Annotated in this window: 23 protein-coding genes; 7 read left to right on the forward strand and 16 right to left on the reverse strand. The window is 63.3% G+C overall.

Annotated features, from left to right (window positions below):
• Position 1: 1 nt before the first annotated feature.
• Positions 2–595: a hypothetical protein gene (locus tag Q1U94_RS13775; protein ID WP_300545754.1), complete on the reverse strand. Its 594-nt coding sequence runs from the start codon at positions 593–595 to the stop codon at positions 2–4.
• A 122-nt stretch (positions 596–717) separates the two neighbouring features.
• Between Q1U94_RS13775 and ispH the strand changes: the two genes are divergently transcribed.
• Genes ispH through rnhA form a run of 4 tightly spaced genes read left to right on the forward strand, consistent with a single transcriptional unit; the run spans position 718 to position 3,093 of the window.
• The gene (gene ispH, locus Q1U94_RS13780; protein ID WP_300545756.1) at positions 718–1,665 is read left to right on the forward strand and encodes a 4-hydroxy-3-methylbut-2-enyl diphosphate reductase; all 948 of its coding nucleotides are present in this window, start codon (positions 718–720) and stop codon (positions 1,663–1,665) included.
• Positions 1,666–1,688: 23 nt separating this feature from the next.
• Positions 1,689–2,231, forward strand: a complete 543-nt coding sequence (locus Q1U94_RS13785; RefSeq protein ID WP_300545759.1) for a hypothetical protein — start codon at positions 1,689–1,691, stop codon at positions 2,229–2,231.
• A gap of 8 nt (positions 2,232–2,239) precedes the next feature.
• Complete coding sequence (locus Q1U94_RS13790) at positions 2,240–2,659, forward strand: DUF1801 domain-containing protein (RefSeq protein ID WP_300545761.1); 420 nt, start codon at positions 2,240–2,242, stop codon at positions 2,657–2,659.
• A complete protein-coding gene (rnhA, locus tag Q1U94_RS13795) occupies positions 2,656–3,093 on the forward strand; it encodes a ribonuclease HI (RefSeq protein ID WP_300545763.1) in 438 nt (145 codons plus the stop codon). Before Q1U94_RS13790 ends, rnhA begins: the two co-directional genes overlap by 4 nt.
• Here rnhA and Q1U94_RS13800 read toward each other — a convergent pair.
• The 5 genes from Q1U94_RS13800 to Q1U94_RS13820 form a co-directional block, all read right to left on the reverse strand.
• Positions 3,090–6,455 (reverse strand): PAS domain-containing protein, encoded by a 3,366-nt coding sequence (locus tag Q1U94_RS13800; protein ID WP_300545766.1) that lies wholly within the window; start codon positions 6,453–6,455, stop codon positions 3,090–3,092. The genes rnhA and Q1U94_RS13800 overlap by 4 nt on opposite strands.
• Positions 6,456–6,679: 224 nt before the next feature.
• Positions 6,680–7,027 (reverse strand): energy transducer TonB, encoded by a 348-nt coding sequence (locus tag Q1U94_RS13805; RefSeq protein ID WP_300545768.1) that lies wholly within the window; start codon positions 7,025–7,027, stop codon positions 6,680–6,682.
• Between the two features lie 128 nt (positions 7,028–7,155).
• A complete protein-coding gene (locus tag Q1U94_RS13810; protein ID WP_300545770.1) occupies positions 7,156–7,626 on the reverse strand; it encodes an NfeD family protein in 471 nt (156 codons plus the stop codon).
• A 23-nt stretch (positions 7,627–7,649) separates the two neighbouring features.
• Positions 7,650–8,594 (reverse strand): SPFH domain-containing protein, encoded by a 945-nt coding sequence (locus Q1U94_RS13815; protein WP_300545771.1) that lies wholly within the window; start codon positions 8,592–8,594, stop codon positions 7,650–7,652.
• Positions 8,595–8,642: 48 nt separating this feature from the next.
• Positions 8,643–9,140 (reverse strand): peroxiredoxin, encoded by a 498-nt coding sequence (locus Q1U94_RS13820; RefSeq protein ID WP_300545772.1) that lies wholly within the window; start codon positions 9,138–9,140, stop codon positions 8,643–8,645.
• Positions 9,141–9,238: 98 nt separating this feature from the next.
• On the opposite strand from Q1U94_RS13820, the gene Q1U94_RS13825 reads away from it, so the two are divergent.
• Together Q1U94_RS13825 and Q1U94_RS13830 are read left to right on the forward strand one after the other, a co-directional pair.
• Positions 9,239–9,826: a YqgE/AlgH family protein gene (locus Q1U94_RS13825; RefSeq protein WP_300545774.1), complete on the forward strand. Its 588-nt coding sequence runs from the start codon at positions 9,239–9,241 to the stop codon at positions 9,824–9,826.
• 36 nt (positions 9,827–9,862) lie between these two features.
• Positions 9,863–10,288, forward strand: a complete 426-nt coding sequence (locus Q1U94_RS13830) for a PaaI family thioesterase (RefSeq protein WP_300545777.1) — start codon at positions 9,863–9,865, stop codon at positions 10,286–10,288.
• Here the strand turns inward: Q1U94_RS13830 and Q1U94_RS13835 are convergent.
• The 10 genes from Q1U94_RS13835 to coxB form a co-directional block, all read right to left on the reverse strand.
• A complete protein-coding gene (locus Q1U94_RS13835; RefSeq protein ID WP_300545779.1) occupies positions 10,285–11,421 on the reverse strand; it encodes an EAL domain-containing protein in 1,137 nt (378 codons plus the stop codon). The two genes, Q1U94_RS13830 and Q1U94_RS13835, sit on opposite strands and share 4 nt — an antisense overlap.
• Entirely contained in the window at positions 11,418–11,996 is a 579-nt protein-coding gene (locus Q1U94_RS13840) for a GNAT family protein (protein WP_300545782.1), read from the reverse strand. The genes Q1U94_RS13835 and Q1U94_RS13840 overlap by 4 nt, the downstream gene beginning before the upstream one ends.
• 42 nt (positions 11,997–12,038) lie before the next feature.
• On the reverse strand, positions 12,039–12,734 hold the full coding sequence (locus Q1U94_RS13845; protein ID WP_300545785.1) for an SURF1 family protein: 696 nt from the start codon (positions 12,732–12,734) through the stop codon (positions 12,039–12,041).
• A gap of 28 nt (positions 12,735–12,762) precedes the next feature.
• Positions 12,763–13,122, reverse strand: coding sequence for a DUF983 domain-containing protein (locus tag Q1U94_RS13850; protein WP_300545787.1), 360 nt, complete (start codon positions 13,120–13,122; stop codon positions 12,763–12,765).
• A gap of 12 nt (positions 13,123–13,134) precedes the next feature.
• Complete coding sequence (locus Q1U94_RS13855; protein ID WP_300545790.1) at positions 13,135–13,986, reverse strand: cytochrome c oxidase subunit 3; 852 nt, start codon at positions 13,984–13,986, stop codon at positions 13,135–13,137.
• A 68-nt stretch (positions 13,987–14,054) separates the two neighbouring features.
• Positions 14,055–14,618 (reverse strand): cytochrome c oxidase assembly protein, encoded by a 564-nt coding sequence (locus Q1U94_RS13860; protein WP_300545792.1) that lies wholly within the window; start codon positions 14,616–14,618, stop codon positions 14,055–14,057.
• Positions 14,615–14,863, reverse strand: a complete 249-nt coding sequence (locus Q1U94_RS13865; RefSeq protein ID WP_300545794.1) for a protoheme IX farnesyltransferase — start codon at positions 14,861–14,863, stop codon at positions 14,615–14,617. The genes Q1U94_RS13860 and Q1U94_RS13865 overlap by 4 nt, the downstream gene beginning before the upstream one ends.
• A complete protein-coding gene (gene cyoE / locus Q1U94_RS13870; RefSeq protein WP_300545797.1) occupies positions 14,860–15,852 on the reverse strand; it encodes a heme o synthase in 993 nt (330 codons plus the stop codon). The genes Q1U94_RS13865 and cyoE overlap by 4 nt, the downstream gene beginning before the upstream one ends.
• Positions 15,853–15,860: 8 nt before the next feature.
• Positions 15,861–17,495 (reverse strand): cytochrome c oxidase subunit I, encoded by a 1,635-nt coding sequence (ctaD, locus tag Q1U94_RS13875; RefSeq protein ID WP_300545800.1) that lies wholly within the window; start codon positions 17,493–17,495, stop codon positions 15,861–15,863.
• A gap of 14 nt (positions 17,496–17,509) precedes the next feature.
• A complete protein-coding gene (coxB, locus tag Q1U94_RS13880; RefSeq protein ID WP_300545802.1) occupies positions 17,510–18,358 on the reverse strand; it encodes a cytochrome c oxidase subunit II in 849 nt (282 codons plus the stop codon).
• Between the two features lie 248 nt (positions 18,359–18,606).
• Between coxB and Q1U94_RS13885 the strand changes: the two genes are divergently transcribed.
• Positions 18,607–19,164, forward strand: coding sequence for a tetratricopeptide repeat protein (locus tag Q1U94_RS13885; protein ID WP_300545805.1), 558 nt, complete (start codon positions 18,607–18,609; stop codon positions 19,162–19,164).
• Positions 19,165–19,253 lie beyond the last annotated feature (89 nt).

The following is a 19,253-nucleotide window of genomic DNA, read 5'->3' on the forward strand; positions in this document are numbered from 1 at the left end:
TCTAGTCCTGGCCGGCCGCCACGCGGAAGCGCTGACCGGAACGGTTGAAGGCAAGCTGTTCAGGCGTCAGTTCGAACCCGACAATGATTTCGAAATTGGTGCCCGACGTGTTCGCCTCGGCCCGCGGGATCGAGATCGCGTCGATCGTCTCGGTGAGGTAGACACGGTCCTGGCCCGGATCGAAGCGCACCGTGATCGGAAAGGTTTCCTTGTGGATCACGGCCATGTCGCGCCGGGTCACCGCGACGAAATACTCGTAGGTGCGGGCCTCGCCCCTGGCCGCCGGGCCGCGGCCGAAGCCCATGTCCAGCTCCAGATTGGCTATAATGGGCCGCTCGCCATAATAGCTGCACAGCGACCGGACGGCGAGAATCTCGCCGGTGAAACCCACACTCTCGTAATTGACCTCGTCGCCGTGGATATCGACCACCCGGTGTGCGTCATAGAGCGACAGCGCGGAAGGACACGGACCGGCATTGGGCTCGGGCGACGCCAGCGCCTCCTGCACGGTCGAGCAGCCCGAAACGAGGCCGGCGGCAAGGGCGAGAGCGGCGAAAGAACGCACGTGACTGGAAAACGCGTGACTGGAGAACATTGTGCACTACCTGTCCTGGGAACGGACCCCGCCACTGGATAGCGGCCGGGCAGTTTGTTAGGACGGTCATACGATGCGTGTGCGGCTTCCGCAACGCCATCGCTGAAGGAGATTGCGAGCCAATGAGCACGCCCCGCCCGCCCCTCACACTCCTGCTGGCGGCCCCGCGCGGTTTCTGCGCCGGGGTCGACCGGGCGATCCAGATCGTCGAGCGCGCCCTGGAGCGCTTCGGCGCGCCGGTCTATGTACGCCACGAGATCGTACACAACCGTCATGTCGTCGAACGGCTGGAAGCCATGGGCGCGGTCTTTGTCGACGAGCTGGACCAGTGCCCGGACGACCGGCCGGTCGTGTTTTCCGCTCACGGCGTCCCCAAACGGGTGCCGGACGAGGCCCGGCGGCGCAACATGATCTATGTCGACGCCACCTGCCCGCTGGTCTCCAAGGTCCATGTTGAAGCCCAGCGCCATTTCGCCAATGGCGACGAGATCGTTTTGGTGGGCCATGCCGGCCACCCCGAAGTGGTGGGCACGATGGGGCAACTGCCCGACGGCGCGATCACGCTCATCGAAACCGTCGACGATGCGATGCGCTTTGCACCGCGCGATCCGTCGCGCCTCGCCTTCGTCACCCAGACGACGCTCTCGGTCGACGACACATCGGCGATCGTCGAAACCCTTCAGACCCGTTTTCCGCAGATGAAGGCGCCGCACAAGGAAGACATCTGCTACGCGACGACCAATCGGCAAAGCGCCGTCAAGGCCCTGGCACCGCGCAGCGATATCGTCTTCGTGATCGGCGCGCCGAATTCCTCGAACTCGGTTCGCCTGGTCGAGGTTGCCAGACGCGCCGGCACACCGCGGGCCCAACTGGTGTCCTGTGCCGCCGACGTAGACTGGGATGAGATCGTAGATGTCCAGACCGTGGGCATCACCGCCGGCGCCTCTGCGCCGGAAGACCTGGTGCAGGGGTTGATCGACGCCTTCCGGGCGCGCTTCGACGTGGTACTGGAAGAAGTGCGGGTGACCGACGAGGACGTGGTGTTTAAGCTCCCCCGGGCGGTCGCCTAGGCTGCGCAGCATTCGAGGGGAGAATGACACGATCTCGACTGATCGGGCTGGCCGTCCTCACGCCGGTCGTCGGCGTTTTCGGATTTCTGGCTCACGAAGCCGGGCATTGGAGCATGGGCCGGGCCTTCGGCCTGGACATGTATCTCCAGCTCAACCGGGCGGGACCGGTCGACCCCGGCATCGATGTCGCCACGTGGCGGCAGGCCACAATCACATCGGCGGGACCGGCCGTGACCTTTGCCCAGGCACTGATCGGCGTGGCGCTCGCCCGCCGCCTGCCCGTGCTCGGCTTCGCATTGACCTTTTCGGCCGTCTACATGCGGGCCGTGGCGTTCGGGATATCGGTTCTGGTCAATCCCAATGACGAGGCCCGGCTGGGGGAGATGCTGGGAATCGGCATCTATCCCATCCACATTGCCGTGATGGCTCTCCTCCTGCCTGTGCTGGCACTGGCAACGCTCCGGGCCCGGGCCGGGTGGTCCGCCTATATCATCGCCTTCGTGGCATCGAGTGCGGCCGTGAGTGCCGTCGTCTATCTTGACCCGGTGATCGGGCGTATTCTCTGAGATCTGTCATGAGCACCAACAAGACCCAGCCCACACAGATAGATCCGCGCGACTTTATCGAGTCGGTCGAACATCCCGTCCGCCGGCAGGACGCACTGACCCTGCTGGACATGATGACCCGTATCACGGGTGAAGAGCCGGAGATGTGGGGCCCGTCCATCATCGGTTTCGGCCGGTACCACTACAAGTATGAGAGCGGCCGCGAAGGCGATTTCATGCGCACGGGCTTTTCCCCGCGCAAGGCCAATCTCGTCGTCTATATCATGCCGGGCTATACCGATTTCAGCCCGATACTGGCGCGGCTTGGCAAACACAAACTTGGAAAATCCTGTCTTTATCTCAACAAGCTGGCGGATGTGGATCTTGATGTGCTCGAAGAGCTGATCCGCGCCGGCCTGGCCGACATGGCGAAAAAATATCCGGAATGAGCCAGATCACCATCCACACCGACGGCGCCTGTTCCGGCAATCCCGGGCCCGGCGGATGGGGCGCCATTCTCGAATGGAACGGTCATCGCCGGGAGCTGAAGGGCGGCGAGGCGGACACGACCAATAACCGCATGGAGATGATGGCTGCAATCCAGGCGCTTGAAGCTCTCAAACGCCCCGGCCAGACCGTTGTCCTGATCACCGACAGCGTCTATCTGCGCGACGGTATCACCAAATGGATCCACGGCTGGAAGAAGCGCGGCTGGAAAACCGCCGACAAGAAGCCGGTCAAGAATGTCGATCTGTGGCAACGCCTGGACGGGCTGAGCGAAAAACACCGCATCGAATGGCGCTGGGTGAAGGGCCATGACGGCGATCCCGGCAATGAGCGTGCCGACGAACTCGCGCGCGAAGGCCTGGCCGAGGCGCGCTAGGCTCTCAGGCGCCGCTCCATGACCGATCGCAGGGCCGCGTCGATGCTGGCCAGATCGAGCGGTTTGGCCAGATAACCTGTCGCGCCAGTGTGCAGATAGCGCTCCCTGGCACCGGTTGTCGCGTCGGCCGTGACAGCGAAGACGGGCATGTGGGCGTAGGGTTTTCCGGAATTGCGGATCCGCGCAATCGCTTCCTCGCCGGACATGACCGGCATCTGGATGTCCATCAGGACGGCGTCGAAATGGCCTGTCTCCAGCGCCTTCAGTGCCTCATGCCCGTTCGCGGCAGTCTCGACGTCATGGCCGGCCTTGCCCACCAGGGCGGCAGCAACCACGCGATTGGTCTCGACATCGTCGACCACCAGGATACGGCCGCGCGGCACCGGGGCCTCCGAACAGGCTACCGTTTCGGCCGGGGCCTCCCGCTCGGCCGCGCCGGCATCGGGCATGGGCACTTCGAACCAGAAACAGGTTCCCTCGCCGGGTTTGCTGTCGACGCCGATCTGTCCACCGGCGAGTTCGACGATCTCCCGGCAAATGGCCAGTCCCAAGCCGGTGCCACCATGCTTGCGGGTCGTCGAGTCGTCGACCTGGGCGAAACGGTCAAAGACATGGTCCAGCCGGTCTTCCGGGATGCCGGGACCAGTGTCCCGGACCTCGAAGCGGACGACATTGCCCCGAGCGCGTGTGACGCGCACATCGACACGCCCCGTCTCGGTGAATTTGGCCGCATTGCCGACGATATTGATGAGCACCTGGCGCATGCGCTTTTCGTCGCCCAGGACGCGGGCCGGCACTGCAGGCGCCAGGTCGAGAGCAACATCAATGCCCTTTTCGCGCGCGGTCGGATCGACAACGTCGAGCACTTCCCGGACCATGCCCGGCAGGTCGAAGGCCGTTCGGGACAGTTCGGCCATGCCGGACTCGATCTTGGATATGTCGAGCACGTCCTCGATAAGCGCGAGCAGCGCACGGCCGGACGATTGAAGCGTCTCCACGAAGCCCGCCTGCTTCTCGTCGAGCCCTGTCATCTTGAGGATTTGCGCCATGCCCAGCACTCCATTGAGCGGCGTGCGGATCTCATGGCTCATATTCGCCAGGAACTGGGACTTGGCTGCGTTGGCGGCTTCCGCCTCCTCGCGCCGGCGATCCAGTTCCTGCGCTGTCGTCACATCGCCCGTAATATCGATATTGGTCCCGCTGATGACCTTCATTCCGTCGAGCCGCGTGCGGGCAATCGCGTTGACGCGGATATGGCGTACCTGGTCGCCGGGCAGAACGATCCGGTATTCCAGATTGCACGGCTGACCGGTCTCGATCGCCTGGTCGAAGGCCGTCATGACTTTGGGAAGATCCTCGGGATGGACCCGGTTCTTCCAGCTCCTGAAGGTCATCGTGTCGCCCGCACCTTCACGGCCGAACATTTTCGTGCACGCTTCGTCCCACCAGAAGCTTCCCGGCCCGGTCCGGTACTCCCATACGCCCACACCCGAGGTTTCCAGTGCCAGCGACAGACGGTTGGAAACCGTGGCGAGCTCCTCTTCGCGCTGCCTGCGGTCGGAAATGTCCTGGAAGGATCCGATCAGCTTGACGGCCTTGCCACGCTCGACGACGGGCTTGCCGACTGTACGGACCCAGAGCTGGCGGCCATCCAGCCCGTCGAACGGCAGTTCGAGGTCCCAGGGATCGCCCTCTTCGGCAGAGCGCCGATACGCCTCCTGCAGCTGTTCGCGGGCGCAGTCCGGGAAGAAGCCGAGCGCCGTATCGAGATCGAATTCGATATCGTCATCGATGCCGAAGATGCGCCGCGTGATGCTGTCGCATTCCGAACACCCAGTCGCGAGGTCGACCTCCCAGCTGCCAATACCGCCCAGTTCCGTGACGGCGCCGAGCCGGGCGCGTATGCGTTCCTCCGATTCGACCAGCCGCATCCGGTCGGTGATGTCCTCGGCCGAGCCCGCCATCCGGACGGCGCGCCCGTTCTCGTCCCATTCAGCCTGTCCGCGCACGAACAGATGGAGGTAGTGACCGTCGCCATGCCGATAGCGATAGGTCATTTCGAAGGGTTTGCGTGTTGCCCAGGTGCGCTTGAGACCGGCATCGACCTTTTCCCGGTCCTGCGGATGGACACGTGAAAGCAGCAGGTCCAGGCCGTCGGTGGCATAGGTTCCCAGCGCATCGCCCTGGCTGGGTCTCCGGCCGATGATTTCCAGCAGCCGGTCGGATGTGAACAGCGTGCCCTGAACGAGGTCGAGCTCCCAGATTCCCGCCGTGATCCCATCCATGGCCAGATTGAAACGCCGCTCGGAACTCGCCAGGCGCGCAAGCGCGTCTTCATGTGCAATCGCCGAACGCCGGGCGTGAATGAGATTGCCGATCGTCTGGAGCAGCGGGTCGCAGGATTGAATGATGCTGTCGGTGAAACCGCCCGGGCGATTGGCGATCCCCACCATCGCAACAAGCTCCCCGAGCGAGTAGAGCGGGATGGCGGCAAAGGCATGGATCGGCGGATGGCCGGACGGCAATCCGCCCGCCCGCTGATCGTGCTCGGGCTCGTTGGATATCACCCGTTCCCCGGTCCGCAGCGCATGGCCAATCAATGTGTCGGGATCGCGAAATTCCAGGCCGCCGCCCTCGGGCATGGCATAACGCGAACGAATCTCGTCGGTCCACGCGATATCGGTGAAGACGCGCGTACTCAGATAGCGCCCGCGCTCATCTTCCAGAATGTCGCCGATGAAACCGTATTCGCTTCCCGTGAAGTCCAGAATGACCCTCAGCAGGCGTTCGAATGCCTGCTCGACCGACGCGACGTCGGCCAGGTAATCGCCCTGTACGCGGGCGATTGCCTCGAGCAGCTCGTTGGAGGACTTCAATTGCCGTTCGGCGACATGCGATGCGATGCGATCCTCGACCATGCCGGCCAGAGCCGACAGACGCTCCAGGACTGCAGGCCCGAATGTGCGAGGCCGGGTATCCATGACGCACAACGTGCCGATGCGCGCACCGCCCGGCTCGGCAACGGGGATGCCGACATAGGCCCGGATATGGGGTGCGCATTTTACCAGCGGGTTGCCGCTGAAGCGTTCGTCGGCGCGGGCGTCGGCGACTTCGAACACCTCTGCGGCCTCTATCGCATGATGGCAGAATGCGAATTCACGCGGGGTGTGGTCGATATCCAGTCCGACCCTGGACTTGAACCACTGCCGGTCGCTGTCGATCAAAGACAGGGCCGCCATCGGGGCATCCGAGACAGACGCCGCCAGGTCGGTGAGAGCGTCGAAAACCGTGTCCTCGCCGGTATCCAGCAAGTTCAGCCGGTGAAGCGCCTTCAGGCGCCGTTCCTCGTGAACACCCGTCATTCCTCTCCCCGCGGCTTCCGCCCACGCCGTCTCCGTCGGCGGCAATCCAGCGGGGAGGCATACCCGATCGCGGTTACCGGGCGTTAAACGGGCGTGTTGCCTATTGCGGTCAATTGTTCAGTGCAAAGAGAAAGGGGCTGCGACCATGACAGTCGCAGCCCCCGGCCGAATACCGGCCGGCTTCGGGGGTCGGGTGAAGCCGGCGCGGACCGTCTGTGTCCGACTTAACGGGACAGACGGAATTCCAGCTCGCGCGAATGGCCGTCGGTCTGAGCGGCGGCCGGCGCGAAACGCCAGTTTTCAATGGCAGACAGCGCAGCGCGATCGAACACGCCGGCCGGGTTGGCTTCGACGACCTGGGCGTTGACAACCTGACCGTCGGCATTGATCGAATACTCGATGCGCACGGTACCTTCGATGCCACGTCGTTCCGCACCACGCGGATATTCCGGGGCTACCAGTTCGACGGCTTCACGATCCGGGCCGGTGTTGGCGGCGGCAGGGGCGGTCAAGGCGACCGGAGCGGCGATGGCGGACAGGCAGACCAGGGCGGAGAGAATTTGCTTTTTCATGGCTCACTCGAGACGTTGTTAATTGCGAATGCGAGCGTGGATTTAAGCCGGGTCTATTGCTGCCGCCCTTCCAAAAACGATAAAATTAGAAACATCGCTGTCATATGATATAACAGGAAAAATTCACCCTAATTCGTGTGCGAAGCAATAATCAGTACAACACCTCGCACCTCGGTTACGGTCCAGGTTTCCCCGGCATCAGGATCGCTGCCATCCACGGTTTCTGCGGCCCATTCGGAATCGCCATAACGAACCCGCCCGCGGCCGGCAGAAAAATCGGCCACAACCGTCACACGCTGTCCGACCATGCGCATGGACCGGTCGTTGAGCCCGCTATTGATGCCCAGCCTGAGAGCCGGGCGCACCCAGCGATCGCCTATCCAGAGCAGGGGAACCGTCAGCAGGGCGAACACGGCCAGCTGGATGGGCCAGCTCACACCGAACATCTCCATCGCGACGAAGCCGGTCAGGAAGGCCGCTGCCGCGGGCCAGAGCAGATAGGTGGTGCCGGTCAGCAACTCGGCGATCAGGATCAACCCGGCGATCGCCCACCAGGCCCACATATTCATGCGGTCGAAAACCGAAAGCAGGATATCCATGTCTAGCCTCCCTGGCGAACCGGTCAGGACTGGGGCTTGCGCGTGGCTTCGCTGACGGCATCGTGCGCTGCCTTGCCCAGCTCGCCCACGCCGGTGATCGTGCCGATAATGTTGGAAAACTCGGCCGGAATGATCACGGTGCGCTGCTGTTCGCTGGTGGCCAGCTTGCCGAAGGCTTCAACATATTTCTGGCCCAGGAAGTAGTTGATCGCGGACACATCGCCCTTGGCGATGGCGTCGGAGACCATCTGGGTCGCCCGTGCTTCGGCCTCGGCCTCGCGTTCCCGGGCCTCGGCGTCCAGAAAGGCGCTTTCCTTGCGGCCCTCGGCCTCGCGGATCGCGGCTTCCTTCTCGCCCTCCGCGCGCAGGATGGCCGATTGTTTCGAGCCCTCGGCCTCCAGGATTTCGGCACGCTTCAGGCGTTCAGCCTTCATCTGCCGGGCCATCGCCTCGGTAATGTCGTGCGGCGGCGACAGGTCACGGATCTCTATACGCGTCACCTTCACGCCCCAGGGATTGGTGGCGGCGTCGATCACGGAGAGAAGGCGCGCATTGATCTCGTCGCGCTTCGACAGGGTCTCGTCCAGGTCCATGGCGCCGATCACGGTCCGCACATTGGTCAGGGCGAGGTTGATGATGGCAAAGTCGAGATTGTCGACTTCATAGGCTGCTCGCGGCGCGTCGAGCACCTGGATGAACACCACCGCATCGACCGACACGGTCGCATTATCCTTGGTGATCACGTCCTGATTGGGCACGTCGAGCACGCGCTCGCGCATATTCATCTTGTAGCCAACGCTGTCGATGAATGGCACGAGGAAGTGAAGGCCGGGCTTGAGGGTCCGCGTGAACCGGCCGAAACGCTCGACCGTGAATTCCTTTCCCTGCGGCACCGTCTTGATCACCGAAGCGATGACGAACAGCGCCAGAAGAAACAGAACACCAATGCCGATCAGACCGAAATCCATGCGGACCCTCCTATTTTGCTTTGTTGTCAGGTCGTCCGGGCGGATTGCCTAGACGGTTACGCTGTCGAGCTGACCGAGGATGTGATCGGCCGACGAAACCTTGAACTCGCCCGGCGCCTCGATGTTGAGCTCCGCGACGACGCCATCCTTGACGAGCATGGAGAAACGCTGGGCGCGCGTGCCCATGCCAAAGCCGGTACCGTCCATCTCCAGACCCGCCGCCCTGGCAAAATCGCCATTGCCATCGGCCAGCATGAGAACCTCGTCGCCGGCATTCTGGGACTTGCCCCAGGCATCCATGACAAAGACGTCGTTGACCGACACACAGGCGATCGTGTCGACGCCCTTGCCCTTGATCTCCTTGGCCTTCTCGACGAAGCCGGGCAGGTGCTTGGCCGAACAGGTCGGCGTGAAAGCGCCCGGCACGGCAAACAGCGCAACCGTCTTGCCCTTGAACACATCGTCCGTGGACAATTTGGCGGGACCGTCGGCTGTCATCGTCATGAAGCCGGTTTCGGGAAGGCGATCTCCTACCGAAAGCGTCATGTCATTTCTCCTCTGGGTGAGTATTGGCGGGATTCCGCACGGCAAGATAGCGGGAACATGGCTGGACGCATCCCCTCTTTGGGGCGAACATGCCGCCCATGGACCCCGATAGCCCGACAAACCCGGACGACCGCTTTCTCGGCGGAAAACTCCTCGTCGCAACGCCGAGCATCGGCGATCCGCGCTTCGACCGCACGGTTATCCTGATGTGCGATCATTCCCCCGAACATGCAATGGGAATCGTGATCAACAAACCGGTGGAAGGCCTGCGCATGCCCGAACTCTTTGCCCAGTTGGGCATCGAACGACCGGACGACGCCCCCGACAAGCCCGTCCTGCTGGGCGGCCCGGTGGACCGGGATCGCGGTTTCGTGATTCACACGATGGATTATGCCACCGAGGACTCCACCCTGCCCGTCTGCGCCGGGCTGGCGCTGACCGCCACCAAGGACGTTCTGGAGGCGATTGCCTCCTGCTCCCCGCCCCGGCGCAGCCTGCTGGCCCTGGGCTATGCCGGCTGGGGTGCCGGCCAGCTGGAAGAGGAGTTGGCGGCCAATGCCTGGCTGGTGACCGAACCGGACGAAGCGCTGATCTTTGATTCTACCGCCGAGACCAAATGGGAGCGCGCTCTCGACCTCATCGGGGTGACGCCGGAACATCTCTCCTTCCTGGCCGGCCACGCCTGACCGGCTCCATCCTTTCCAATCGAGAAGACCAGATTCATGACGGCACATATTGTCGAAAAGGGCGAGTTTGCCGGCTGGCGCTATTGGCCCGGCGATCCGTTCGAACAGACCGCCGGTCCGTTCTTTTTCAAGCAGGAAGACGGCCTGGCCCTGTGCGCCTTCCGCGTGGAGCGCAAACACGTCAACGGCATGGGGTCGGTGCATGGCGGCTGCCTGATGAGTTTTGCCGACTTTGCCCTATTCGGCATTGCGCACGAGCATCTGGCGCCCTCGGGCTATGGCGTTACCGTAGCCTTCACCTCGGAATTCCTCCGCGGTGCCTCGGTCGGCGACTATATCGAAGCGCGCGGCGAGGTGTTGCGGGCGGGCCGCTCGCTGATCTTCGTCCGCGGCGTAATCACGGCCGAAGGCGAGCCCTGCCTGAACTTCTCGGGAACGATCAAACGGGTCAGGCAGAGCTAGCGCGCGGGCGGATCGAACCGGCCCTCAATGCCCGACAGGATGGCCTCTTCGGCGGCATCCGGAGACAGCGCGCCGGCATAGCGATAGCCCTGGGCGAAATGGCAGCCCATGTCCCGCAGCGTCCGCGCTGCTTCCTCGCTCTCGACCCCCTCGGCCACGACTTTCATGCCGAAATGGCTGGCCAGCTGGATCACGGATTTCACCACCGTGCCCGCGCTTTCATTCCCGGCCATGGCCCGGACGAAATAGCGGTCGATCTTGACCACATCGAAGGGCAGCATGTCGAGGCGGGCGAGCGAGGAATAGCCGGTGCCGAAATCGTCCAGCGCCAGGGCGATACCCGCCGCAGCCAGCCGGTCCATGGCCGAGGCGGCCCGATCCGGATCGCGCATGATCTCGGTCTCGGCGATTTCGAGCTTGAAGGCACCTGCGGGCAGTTCGGCTTCCTCGATCCGCGCGATCAGCGCATCGCAGAATCCGGGATCGACAAGTTCGCTGACCGTCGCATTGGCGGCGACAAAGAGGGCCGAGGCGGCCTCGTGTGCGGTCCGCCAGGACGACAGGTCCGCAGCGGCCAGGGCGCGCACCTGGGTGGAAATCCGTCCGAGCAGATCGAGATCGTCGGCCATGTCGAGGAAATCGTCGGGCGACAGAACGCCCAGGCCGGGCCGCTCCCAGCGCGCCAGCGCCTCGAAACCGGCCAGCCGTCCCGTCGGGAGCGCGATGATCGGCTGGTACCAGGCCAGCACTTCCCCGCTTTCCACACCATTGGCCAGCGCGTGTTCCTCGCTGATCCGGCCAACACCATCCGCCGTGCTGCCCGCCGGCGTCATCAGCCCCTCTATTCTGTTGTCCGACACGCGCGCACCGAGCATCCGAACATAGGCGAGCTTGTTGTCGTCCCCGATAAGGCGAACGCGCAGATCGAGACGCGCCCCCGTCAGCGCCGCATGCAGCCGGGACTGGTCTGCCGGCCCCAACCGCCCGAGAAAGCCGGCCCAATCCAGCTCGTTTTCGGAAATGCCGAACCGCGACGTATCGCCGGTGAAGCGCAATCGATCCGCTGCAGCATCGTACACGAAGGCGACCGCACCGGCGGCCCTTGCTCCGGTTTCATAATCGCTTCCGGTCATGGGCGCGGATCGGTGGACAGCATGGCGAAGCGATCATGATCGCGCCATTCGCCAGCGATGTTGAGATATGCCCGCGAGACACCTTCATAGGTGAAGCCGACCTGTTCGAGCAGGGTTCGGGACGCGGTATTGGCCGGCTGGCAGGCTGCCTCGACCCGATGCAGGCGCAATTCGTCGAACGCAAAAGCCAGCACGCGCCGCACCGCGGCCTTCGTGTGTCCCTTGCGGATATAGGGGCTGCCGATCCAGTAGCCGATATCTGCACTCTGCAGCACACCGCGGCGTACATTGTTCAGATTGCAGGCGCCAAGCAGGACATTGTCGCGCGCGCGCAGGACGAAGAAGGGATAGCCCGTTCCGCCGTTGCGGTCAGCGTCATAGCGTTCGATCCGGCGCTTGAACGCCCCTTTCGACAGCTCGTCGGCCGTCCAGGCCGGCTCCCATGGTTCGGTATGGGCGCGGCTGGCACTGCGCAGCTTTGCCCAGGCTTCATAGTCGTCCAGCCGGGGCGGGCGAAGGCGGATACCCTCTCCGATAAGCGGTTCGTCCCAGGCTGTCTCGCGCCACACTGCCACCAGTCAATTCTCCTGTCCGGGCGGCTCTGTTTCCGCCTTCTCTCAATCCTTCGCCCCGCCGGGACGCCCCGGTCCCAGCCGGCCCCGCGCAATATGCAGGGCCAGATAGACCCCGACGAGTGCCAATGCGAGACCGAACCAGGTCAGCGCATAACCGAAATGGCGGGCGGGCGGTGTCTGTGCAAGACTCGCCGGCAGACCCGTATCGGCCCTCGCCCAGACCGGATGGACCCGGTCCGGATCGACGCCCAGGGCCCGGGCCATCGCCACAGCATCGAAACGATACCATTGATTGGTATCCGTATCATTGCGCCCGGCGAACCGGCCTGCAGCGGGAAACGGCTCGATCCGCCATTGCCGCGGCGTTGCCCGCCCCCCGCCGGCAAGGGATTCGAAGGCGGTTTCGACAAACACGTAACCCGGTTCGCCACTGGGATCGCAAGCCGGCACCGGCATCAGTCCGACCCGCACCCATCCGGCCTGGTCACGCAGGGCGTACAGGCGCAGTGTCTCGCCGGCCAGCGGCGCGGGACCGCTCACACTCGGACCAAAGGCGCCGTCGAAATCCGTGCAGATTGCGGTGCGGAAATCGGCCAGCTGGCCCCTCGCCTCGAAGGCGGCGATCCGTTCGGCCTTCCAGGTCATGCGCTGCACCTGCCAGAAACCCAGGATCACAAGCAGGGCCAGCGCCGGCAGGGAGAAAAGCGTCAGAAGCGGGAAAGGTCGGAAACGGAGCATGGCCTTCGCGTGACGGCGCTGCCGCCTCCTATTCGTCGAGCCGGGCTTCCTGGGCGTCGTGGCTGTATTGCAGGGCGAACAGCATGCCCTTGATCGGCCGCAGGAGCGCGATCGACACGAGCGGCACGAACGGGATCTGGATGATCAGGTGGACCCACCAGGGCGGCCGGAACGCCACTTCGACAAGCAGGTAGAGCACGACCGCCAGAAAGCCGGCGATGAACATGACGAAGACGGACGCACCGTCCCCCACATCGGCCTGCCCGAAATCTGCTCCGCACACATCACAGCGCGGCGCAATCTTCAGGAGACCGTCAAACATGGCGCCCTCCCCGCATTTCGGACAGCGCCCCGAGACGCCGGCCTGGATGGGGGAGGGTCTGACCATGAATGCGTGTCCCTAGCCGAATGTCACGTAGACGAAGGCGAACAGGAAGAGCCAGACCACGTCGACGAAGTGCCAGTACCAGGCGGCCGCCTCGAGACCGAAATGCTTTTCCGGCGTGAACTGGCCGGCAAGCAGGCGCAGCAGACAGACTGCCAGGAAGATCGTCCCGATCACCACGTGCGCACCGTGGAAACCGGTCGCCATGAAGAAGGCCGAGCCGTAGAGATTGCCGCCATCGGCCATCGAGAAGGCGAAATGAGCCTCGGAATATTCGTAGACCTGCAGCGCTGTGAAGCAGACGCCCAGTACCACGGTGAAGATCAGGCCCAGCGTCGCACCACGGCGGTCGCCATGCTGCAGGGCGTGGTGAGCCCAGGTGACCGTAGTACCCGACAGCAGCAGGATCAGCGTGTTCATCAGCGGAATGTGCCAGGGATCGAACGTCTCCACACCGGCCGGCGGGAAGGTCGCCAGGGCCGGGTCGAGCCGGACCTCCGGGAACAGGGCGTATTCGAAGAAGACCCAGAACCAGGCGACAAAGAACATCACCTCGGAGGCGATGAACATGATCATGCCATAGCGTAGATGAAGGTCGACCACTGGCGTGTGGTCGCCGCGGCGCGATTCCTTGATCACATCGCCCCACCAGCCGAACATGGTGTAGAGAATGACGGCAAAGCCGATCAGCAGACCGCCCCAGGACCCGTCGCCATAGGCCCAGGCCAGCGGATGGTCCGCGCCGACCAGGCCCTTCATGTTGCCGACCGCGCCTACGGCCAGCAGAAAGGCGCCCACCGACCCCACAAACGGCCACGGACTCGGGTCAACCAGGTGGTAGTCGTGCTTAACGGCATGCCCAGCCATCGCGAATCTCCTGCGATATCAATCAGCCCTTTGCGCCCTGATACAGGGCGGGCCCAAAAGGTTCAATGCTAAGGCGCGGCATCGGACGAGGCCGCATCCCCCTCGGATTCGAAAAACGTATAGGACAGGGTGAGCGTCGTGACATCGTCCATGCGCCGTTCCTCGTCGATCAGCGGATCGACAAAGAAAAGGACCGGCATTTCCACGCTCTCGCCCGGATCCAGTGTCTGTTCGGTAAAGCAGAAACATTCCAGCTTCGAGAAATAGGAGGCGGCCTTGAACGGCGCCACATTATAGGTCGCCACGCCCGTCACCGGACGGTTCGACGTATTTGTCGCCGTGAAATAGGCCAGCGCCGTCTCGCCGACACGCACCGTCATCGAACGCTGAACCGGGCGGAATTCCCAGCCCAGATCGCGGCTCGTATTGGCGTCGAACAGCACGGTCATCTCGCGGTCGAGAATGGCGCCGGCTTCGCCCATGGCGACAGTGGTTGTCCCGCCATAGCCCGTGACCTTGCAGAACAGGTTGTACAACGGCACAGCCGCATAGGCCGCCCCGACCATGGTGACCGCCGTCAGTCCGGCGAACAGGGCAACGCGGGCATTCCTGGCTTGCGGCAAACGGATCATCCCGCAGCTCCATCGGCGATATTCTGGCTCAGGCGCACGACCGTGATCAGAAACACGGCCACCATGAAGCCCACAAGCCCCAGCGCGATGTAGATATTGCGCTTCCTGCGCGCCTTTTCCTGTTCCGGCGTCAGCGTGACATGCTCGCCCGTCGGACGGCCTTCGCGGTGATGGAAGCCGAAATTGTCCGCGCGTTCCTTCGCTTCGCGTTCGGCTTCGGTAAGGGTCTCGTTCTCGGTGCTCATCCCGCCACTCCAGGCACGCTGACATAGGCACCAAAACCGTGTTCGGCGATCAATGCGGCAAAAAGCGCGGCCAGATAGCCGATGGAATAGGCGAAGAGATCGCGCGCCGCCTTGTCGCCTGCGCGCACGGCATAAAGCGCACCCTCCTCTGCCGACCCCGCTTCGCCCGCACGCGAATTGAACACCCGCCAGGCTAGGAGCAGAAACAGGGCGCCGCCACCCAGCGAGGTCGCCGCATAGGCCAGTCCGCCCAGGCCGGTCAGCACCGGCGCCCCGGCGAAGACGACCAGCACGAGCGAATAGGCGAGGATCTGCAGGCGGGTCGATTTCGGACCCTTTGCGACCGGCATCATGGGGACGCCCGCAGCGGCATAGTCGCCGGACTTGTAGAGCGCGAGCGCCCAGGAATGCGGCGGCGTCCACAGGAAGATGATCATGAAGAGGATTACCGCATCGAGCGAGATCGAGCCGGTCGCGGCGACCCACCCGATCATCGGCGGGAAGGCCCCCGCTGCGCCGCCGATGACGATGTTCTGCGGTGTGCGGCGCTTGAGGATCATCGTGTAGATGACGGCGTAGAAGAAAATGGAGAAGGCCAGAAGCCCCGCGGCCAGATAATTGCTCGCCAGAGCCATCATCAGCACCGAGAGCACGGCGGCGACAGTACCGAACCCGTAGGCGTTCGATACCGATACCGCACCGCGCGGCACGGGCCGCTTGCGTGTGCGCTTCATCGTCGCGTCGATATCGGCATCATAGGCCATGTTCAGCGCGCCGGCAGCGCCCGCCCCGACCGCCACGCACAGGATCGACATGAAGGCGAGAAAGGGATCGGCATCCACCGGAGCCGCGACCAGACCCGCGAACGCGGTGAAGACGACCAGCGTCATCACCCGCGGTTTCATCAAGTCGAAAAAGTCGCGGGGCGAGGCTGTCGAAACAGCCCCGCCCTCGGCGCGATTGACGCTGGTGTCTGTCAGCGTGTCCAAATTGCCACCTATTTGATCTTCGGCAGCTCGTTGAACTGGTGGAAGGGCGGCGGAGAGGACAGTGTCCACTCCAGCGTCGTGGCGCCCTCACCCCACGGGTTCGCGTCGGCCTTGCGGCGCCGGATCATGGCGTCGATCAGGACGAGGAAGAACAGCACCATCCCGACCAGCATGATGAAGTAGCCATAGGTCGAGATCTCGTTCCAGAAGGCGAACCCGTCCGGATAGTCGACATAGCGGCGCGGCATGCCCTGCAGGCCCAGAAAGTGCTGCGGGAAGAAGATCACATTGGCGCCCACGAAGAAGAACAGAAATTGCAGACGCGCCAGGATCGAGTTGTACTTCACGCCGAAGATCTTCTCGAACCAGTAGTACCAGCCCGCGAAGATCGCGAAGACCGCGCCCAGCGACAGCACGTAGTGGAAGTGAGCAACGACGTAATAGGTGTCGTGCAGCGACTGGTCGACGCCGGCATTCGCCAGCACCACGCCGGTCACACCGCCCACGGTGAACAGGAAGATGAAGCCGATCGCCCACATCATCGGCGTGCGGAATTCGATCGACCCGCCCCACATCGTCGCGATCCAGGAGAAGATCTTGATGCCGGTCGGCACGGCGATCACCATGGTCGCGGCGATGAAATAGGCCTTCAGATCGACCGGCATGCCGACCGTGTACATGTGGTGCGCCCACACGATGAAGCCGATAAAGCCGATCGCCACCATGGCGTAGGCCATTCCCAGATATCCGAAGACCGGCTTTTTCGAGAAGGTCGACACGATGTGCGAGATGATACCGAAGCCCGGCAGGATGAGGATGTAGACTTCCGGGTGGCCGAAGAACCAGAACAGGTGCTGGTACATCACCGGGTCGCCGCCGCCGGCCGGATCAAAGAAGGCGGTGCCGAAATTGCGGTCGGTCAGCAGCATGGTCAGGGCACCGGCCAGAACCGGCATTGACAGCAGCAGCAGGAATACCGTGACCAGCACAGACCAGACGAAGAGCGGCATCTTGTGCAGCGTCATGCCCGGAGCGCGCATGTTGAAGATGGTGGTGATGAAGTTGATAGCGCCCAGGATCGAGCTGATACCCGCAATGTGCAGGGACAGGATCAGGAGGTCCATCGCCGGCCCGTTGTGGCCCGAGGTCGCCAGGGGCGGATAGAGCACCCAGCCGCCACCGAAACCCATATCGCCGCCGGCTCCCGGCACGAACATCGACATGAGCGCCAGCACGAAAGAGGCGGGCAGCAGCCAGAAGGAGATGTTGTTCATGCGCGGGAAGGCCATGTCCGGCGCACCGATCATCAGCGGCACGAACCAGTTGCCAAACCCCCCGATCATCGCCGGCATGACCATGAAGAAGATCATGATCAGGCCGTGCATCGTCGTGGCGACGTTGTAGTTGTGCTCATTACCGAAGACCGAGCCCCAGAAGGTCTCGTCGCCGGTGAAGAATTGCAGGCCGGGCTCCATGAGCTCCAGACGCATCATGCCGGACAGGGCACCGCCGATAATCCCCGCGAAAATCGCGAAGACGAGGTACATCGTGCCGATGTCCTTGTGGTTGGTGGACAGCACCCAGCGGCGCCAGTCCCACATGCTGGGAGTGTGATCGTCGTGCGTTGCGGCGTCAGCAGACATGGTTCAGCCCATCCCTAGTCGAGTTGCGCCAGGCGCGTATCCCGCGCGGCAGAGTATTCAGCGATGATGGCATTGGCCGCATCCGAGTACGGATCCTCGGCCTTGGCGGCGATCCAGGCGTCGAAAACATCCCGGGGAACCGCATGCACTTCGATCGGCATGAAGGCATGGCGAATGCCGCACAGTTCCGAGCACTGGCCATAATAAGTGCCCGCCTCGTCAACGCGGAACCAGGCTTCGTTGATGCGGCCGGGAATGGCATCCATCTTGGTGCCGAAAGCCGGCATCGCCCAGTTGTGTATGACATCCGCCGCCGTCACCTGCAGGCGGACCGTGGCCCCGACCGGCACGACCACAGGAAGATCCACCGAAAGATTGCGCAGCTGGCCTTCTTCGAGGTCTTCGTCGGCGATCATGTTGGACACGTATTCGTCCACTTCGTGGTCGGGGTATTCATAGCCCCAATACCACTGATAACCCGTCGCCTTGATGGTGAAATCCGCTTCCGGAATTTCGTCCTGGAAATAGAGCAGCGGGAAAGAGAAGACGGAAATGACCACAAGGATCAGAACCGGCACCGCCGTCCACACCACTTCCAGAAGCGTGTTGTGGCTGTTCTTGGACGGGTTCGGATTGGCCTTGCGGTTATAACGGATCATAACCCACAGCAGGAGGCCCATCACGAACAGCGTGATAGGAATGATGATCCACAACAGGATGTTATGGAAGTCGTTGACCCGCTCCATGATCGGCGTGACGGCGGGCTGGAAGCCCAGGGCTCCGTCGATCGGCTGGCCAGTGGCGGCGAGTGCGCCGGCGGCCGCGGTCGTCCAAATGAGCGCAAGTGCGGTCAGGAATCGCATGGCTTCCCCATACAAGTCAGGCATTAAGGCGGGAATCCCCCGCCGATGGCGGCGGAATATAGAGCCCGTCCCCGGCCCTGTCAGGCCATCAACGGCATTTTTTGCTCCGGCATTCGCACAATTCGGCAGTGGCAAACACAAGAGACTGATAACAAAAAGGTTTTCCCCGCCCCACGGAAAGTTGAACGGTGAGTGGCGGCAATTGATGGTACGTTTAAAGCCTCTACAGTGACCTGAAGGAGCCTGTGATGCGTCCAATCGTCTCACTCCTGTTCCTCGCGTCCGCAGCGACCGCTGCGCCGGCCAGCGCCCAAATGCTGGTCATCGGGGAACCGGCCGCCGTCGCCTGTTACGAAAACGCCCTTGCACGGCGATCCGATCGTGAAGCCCTGGAAGACTGCAATGCGGCGCTCGAACTGCCCACGCAATTGCGCGTCAATCGCGCTGCCTCCTACGTCAATCGCGGTGTCATCCTGATGCACCGGGGCCGCAGCGAGGACGCCCTGGCCGACTACGACCGCGCCGAAGCTATCGGCCTGCCCGAGCCAACGGGGGTGGCCCTCAACCGTTCCAGCGCCTTTATCCGGCTGGGTCGAATGCAGGAGGCCCTGGCCCAGACCGATATCATCATCGAGGCTGACGACCGGCATCTGGCGGAAGCCTGGTTCAACCGCGGCGTCGCCCTCGAATCGCTGGGCGAAACCACGGCTGCATACAATGCCTATTCGCGTGCGCTGGACGAGCGCCCGGGCTGGCGGCTGGCCGAAATCGAACTGGAGCGCTTTACGGTACGTTCCGGCAGCTGACCGCGGGCGCGACTGCGCTCCGGACGGGCCAGGCATGTTTCCTCCGGCGGCCCGCTCGACTATGTCATAGGGTCGAGCCGTACCGGAGT

The sequence above is a fragment of the Maricaulis sp. genome, assembly GCF_030149515.1.
GTDB lineage: Bacteria > Pseudomonadota > Alphaproteobacteria > Caulobacterales > Maricaulaceae > Maricaulis.

What these genes read in the sequence shown, in the direction of transcription:
- Q1U94_RS13845 (WP_300545785.1), bottom strand. Translation starts at nt 12,734, where the DNA reads ATGCTCCGTTTCCGACCTTTCCCGCTTCTGACGCTTTTCTCCCTGCCG.
- Q1U94_RS13850 (WP_300545787.1), bottom strand. Translation starts at nt 13,122, where the DNA reads ATGGTCAGACCCTCCCCCATCCAGGCCGGCGTCTCGGGGCGCTGTCCG.
- Q1U94_RS13790 (WP_300545761.1), top strand. Translation starts at nt 2,240, where the DNA reads ATGAGCACCAACAAGACCCAGCCCACACAGATAGATCCGCGCGACTTT.
- Q1U94_RS13820 (WP_300545772.1), bottom strand. Translation starts at nt 9,140, where the DNA reads ATGACGCTTTCGGTAGGAGATCGCCTTCCCGAAACCGGCTTCATGACG.
- Q1U94_RS13800 (WP_300545766.1), bottom strand. Translation starts at nt 6,455, where the DNA reads ATGACGGGTGTTCACGAGGAACGGCGCCTGAAGGCGCTTCACCGGCTG.
- Q1U94_RS13855 (WP_300545790.1), bottom strand. Translation starts at nt 13,986, where the DNA reads ATGGCTGGGCATGCCGTTAAGCACGACTACCACCTGGTTGACCCGAGT.
- Q1U94_RS13830 (WP_300545777.1), top strand. Translation starts at nt 9,863, where the DNA reads ATGACGGCACATATTGTCGAAAAGGGCGAGTTTGCCGGCTGGCGCTAT.
- Q1U94_RS13775 (WP_300545754.1), bottom strand. Translation starts at nt 595, where the DNA reads ATGTTCTCCAGTCACGCGTTTTCCAGTCACGTGCGTTCTTTCGCCGCT.
- Q1U94_RS13835 (WP_300545779.1), bottom strand. Translation starts at nt 11,421, where the DNA reads ATGACCGGAAGCGATTATGAAACCGGAGCAAGGGCCGCCGGTGCGGTC.
- Q1U94_RS13785 (WP_300545759.1), top strand. Translation starts at nt 1,689, where the DNA reads ATGACACGATCTCGACTGATCGGGCTGGCCGTCCTCACGCCGGTCGTC.
- Q1U94_RS13815 (WP_300545771.1), bottom strand. Translation starts at nt 8,594, where the DNA reads ATGGATTTCGGTCTGATCGGCATTGGTGTTCTGTTTCTTCTGGCGCTG.
- coxB (WP_300545802.1), bottom strand. Translation starts at nt 18,358, where the DNA reads ATGCGATTCCTGACCGCACTTGCGCTCATTTGGACGACCGCGGCCGCC.
- rnhA (WP_300545763.1), top strand. Translation starts at nt 2,656, where the DNA reads ATGAGCCAGATCACCATCCACACCGACGGCGCCTGTTCCGGCAATCCC.
- Q1U94_RS13825 (WP_300545774.1), top strand. Translation starts at nt 9,239, where the DNA reads ATGGACCCCGATAGCCCGACAAACCCGGACGACCGCTTTCTCGGCGGA.
- Q1U94_RS13810 (WP_300545770.1), bottom strand. Translation starts at nt 7,626, where the DNA reads ATGGATATCCTGCTTTCGGTTTTCGACCGCATGAATATGTGGGCCTGG.
- Q1U94_RS13865 (WP_300545794.1), bottom strand. Translation starts at nt 14,863, where the DNA reads ATGAGCACCGAGAACGAGACCCTTACCGAAGCCGAACGCGAAGCGAAG.
- Q1U94_RS13860 (WP_300545792.1), bottom strand. Translation starts at nt 14,618, where the DNA reads ATGATCCGTTTGCCGCAAGCCAGGAATGCCCGCGTTGCCCTGTTCGCC.
- Q1U94_RS13885 (WP_300545805.1), top strand. Translation starts at nt 18,607, where the DNA reads ATGCGTCCAATCGTCTCACTCCTGTTCCTCGCGTCCGCAGCGACCGCT.
- ispH (WP_300545756.1), top strand. Translation starts at nt 718, where the DNA reads ATGAGCACGCCCCGCCCGCCCCTCACACTCCTGCTGGCGGCCCCGCGC.
- ctaD (WP_300545800.1), bottom strand. Translation starts at nt 17,495, where the DNA reads ATGTCTGCTGACGCCGCAACGCACGACGATCACACTCCCAGCATGTGG.
- Q1U94_RS13805 (WP_300545768.1), bottom strand. Translation starts at nt 7,027, where the DNA reads ATGAAAAAGCAAATTCTCTCCGCCCTGGTCTGCCTGTCCGCCATCGCC.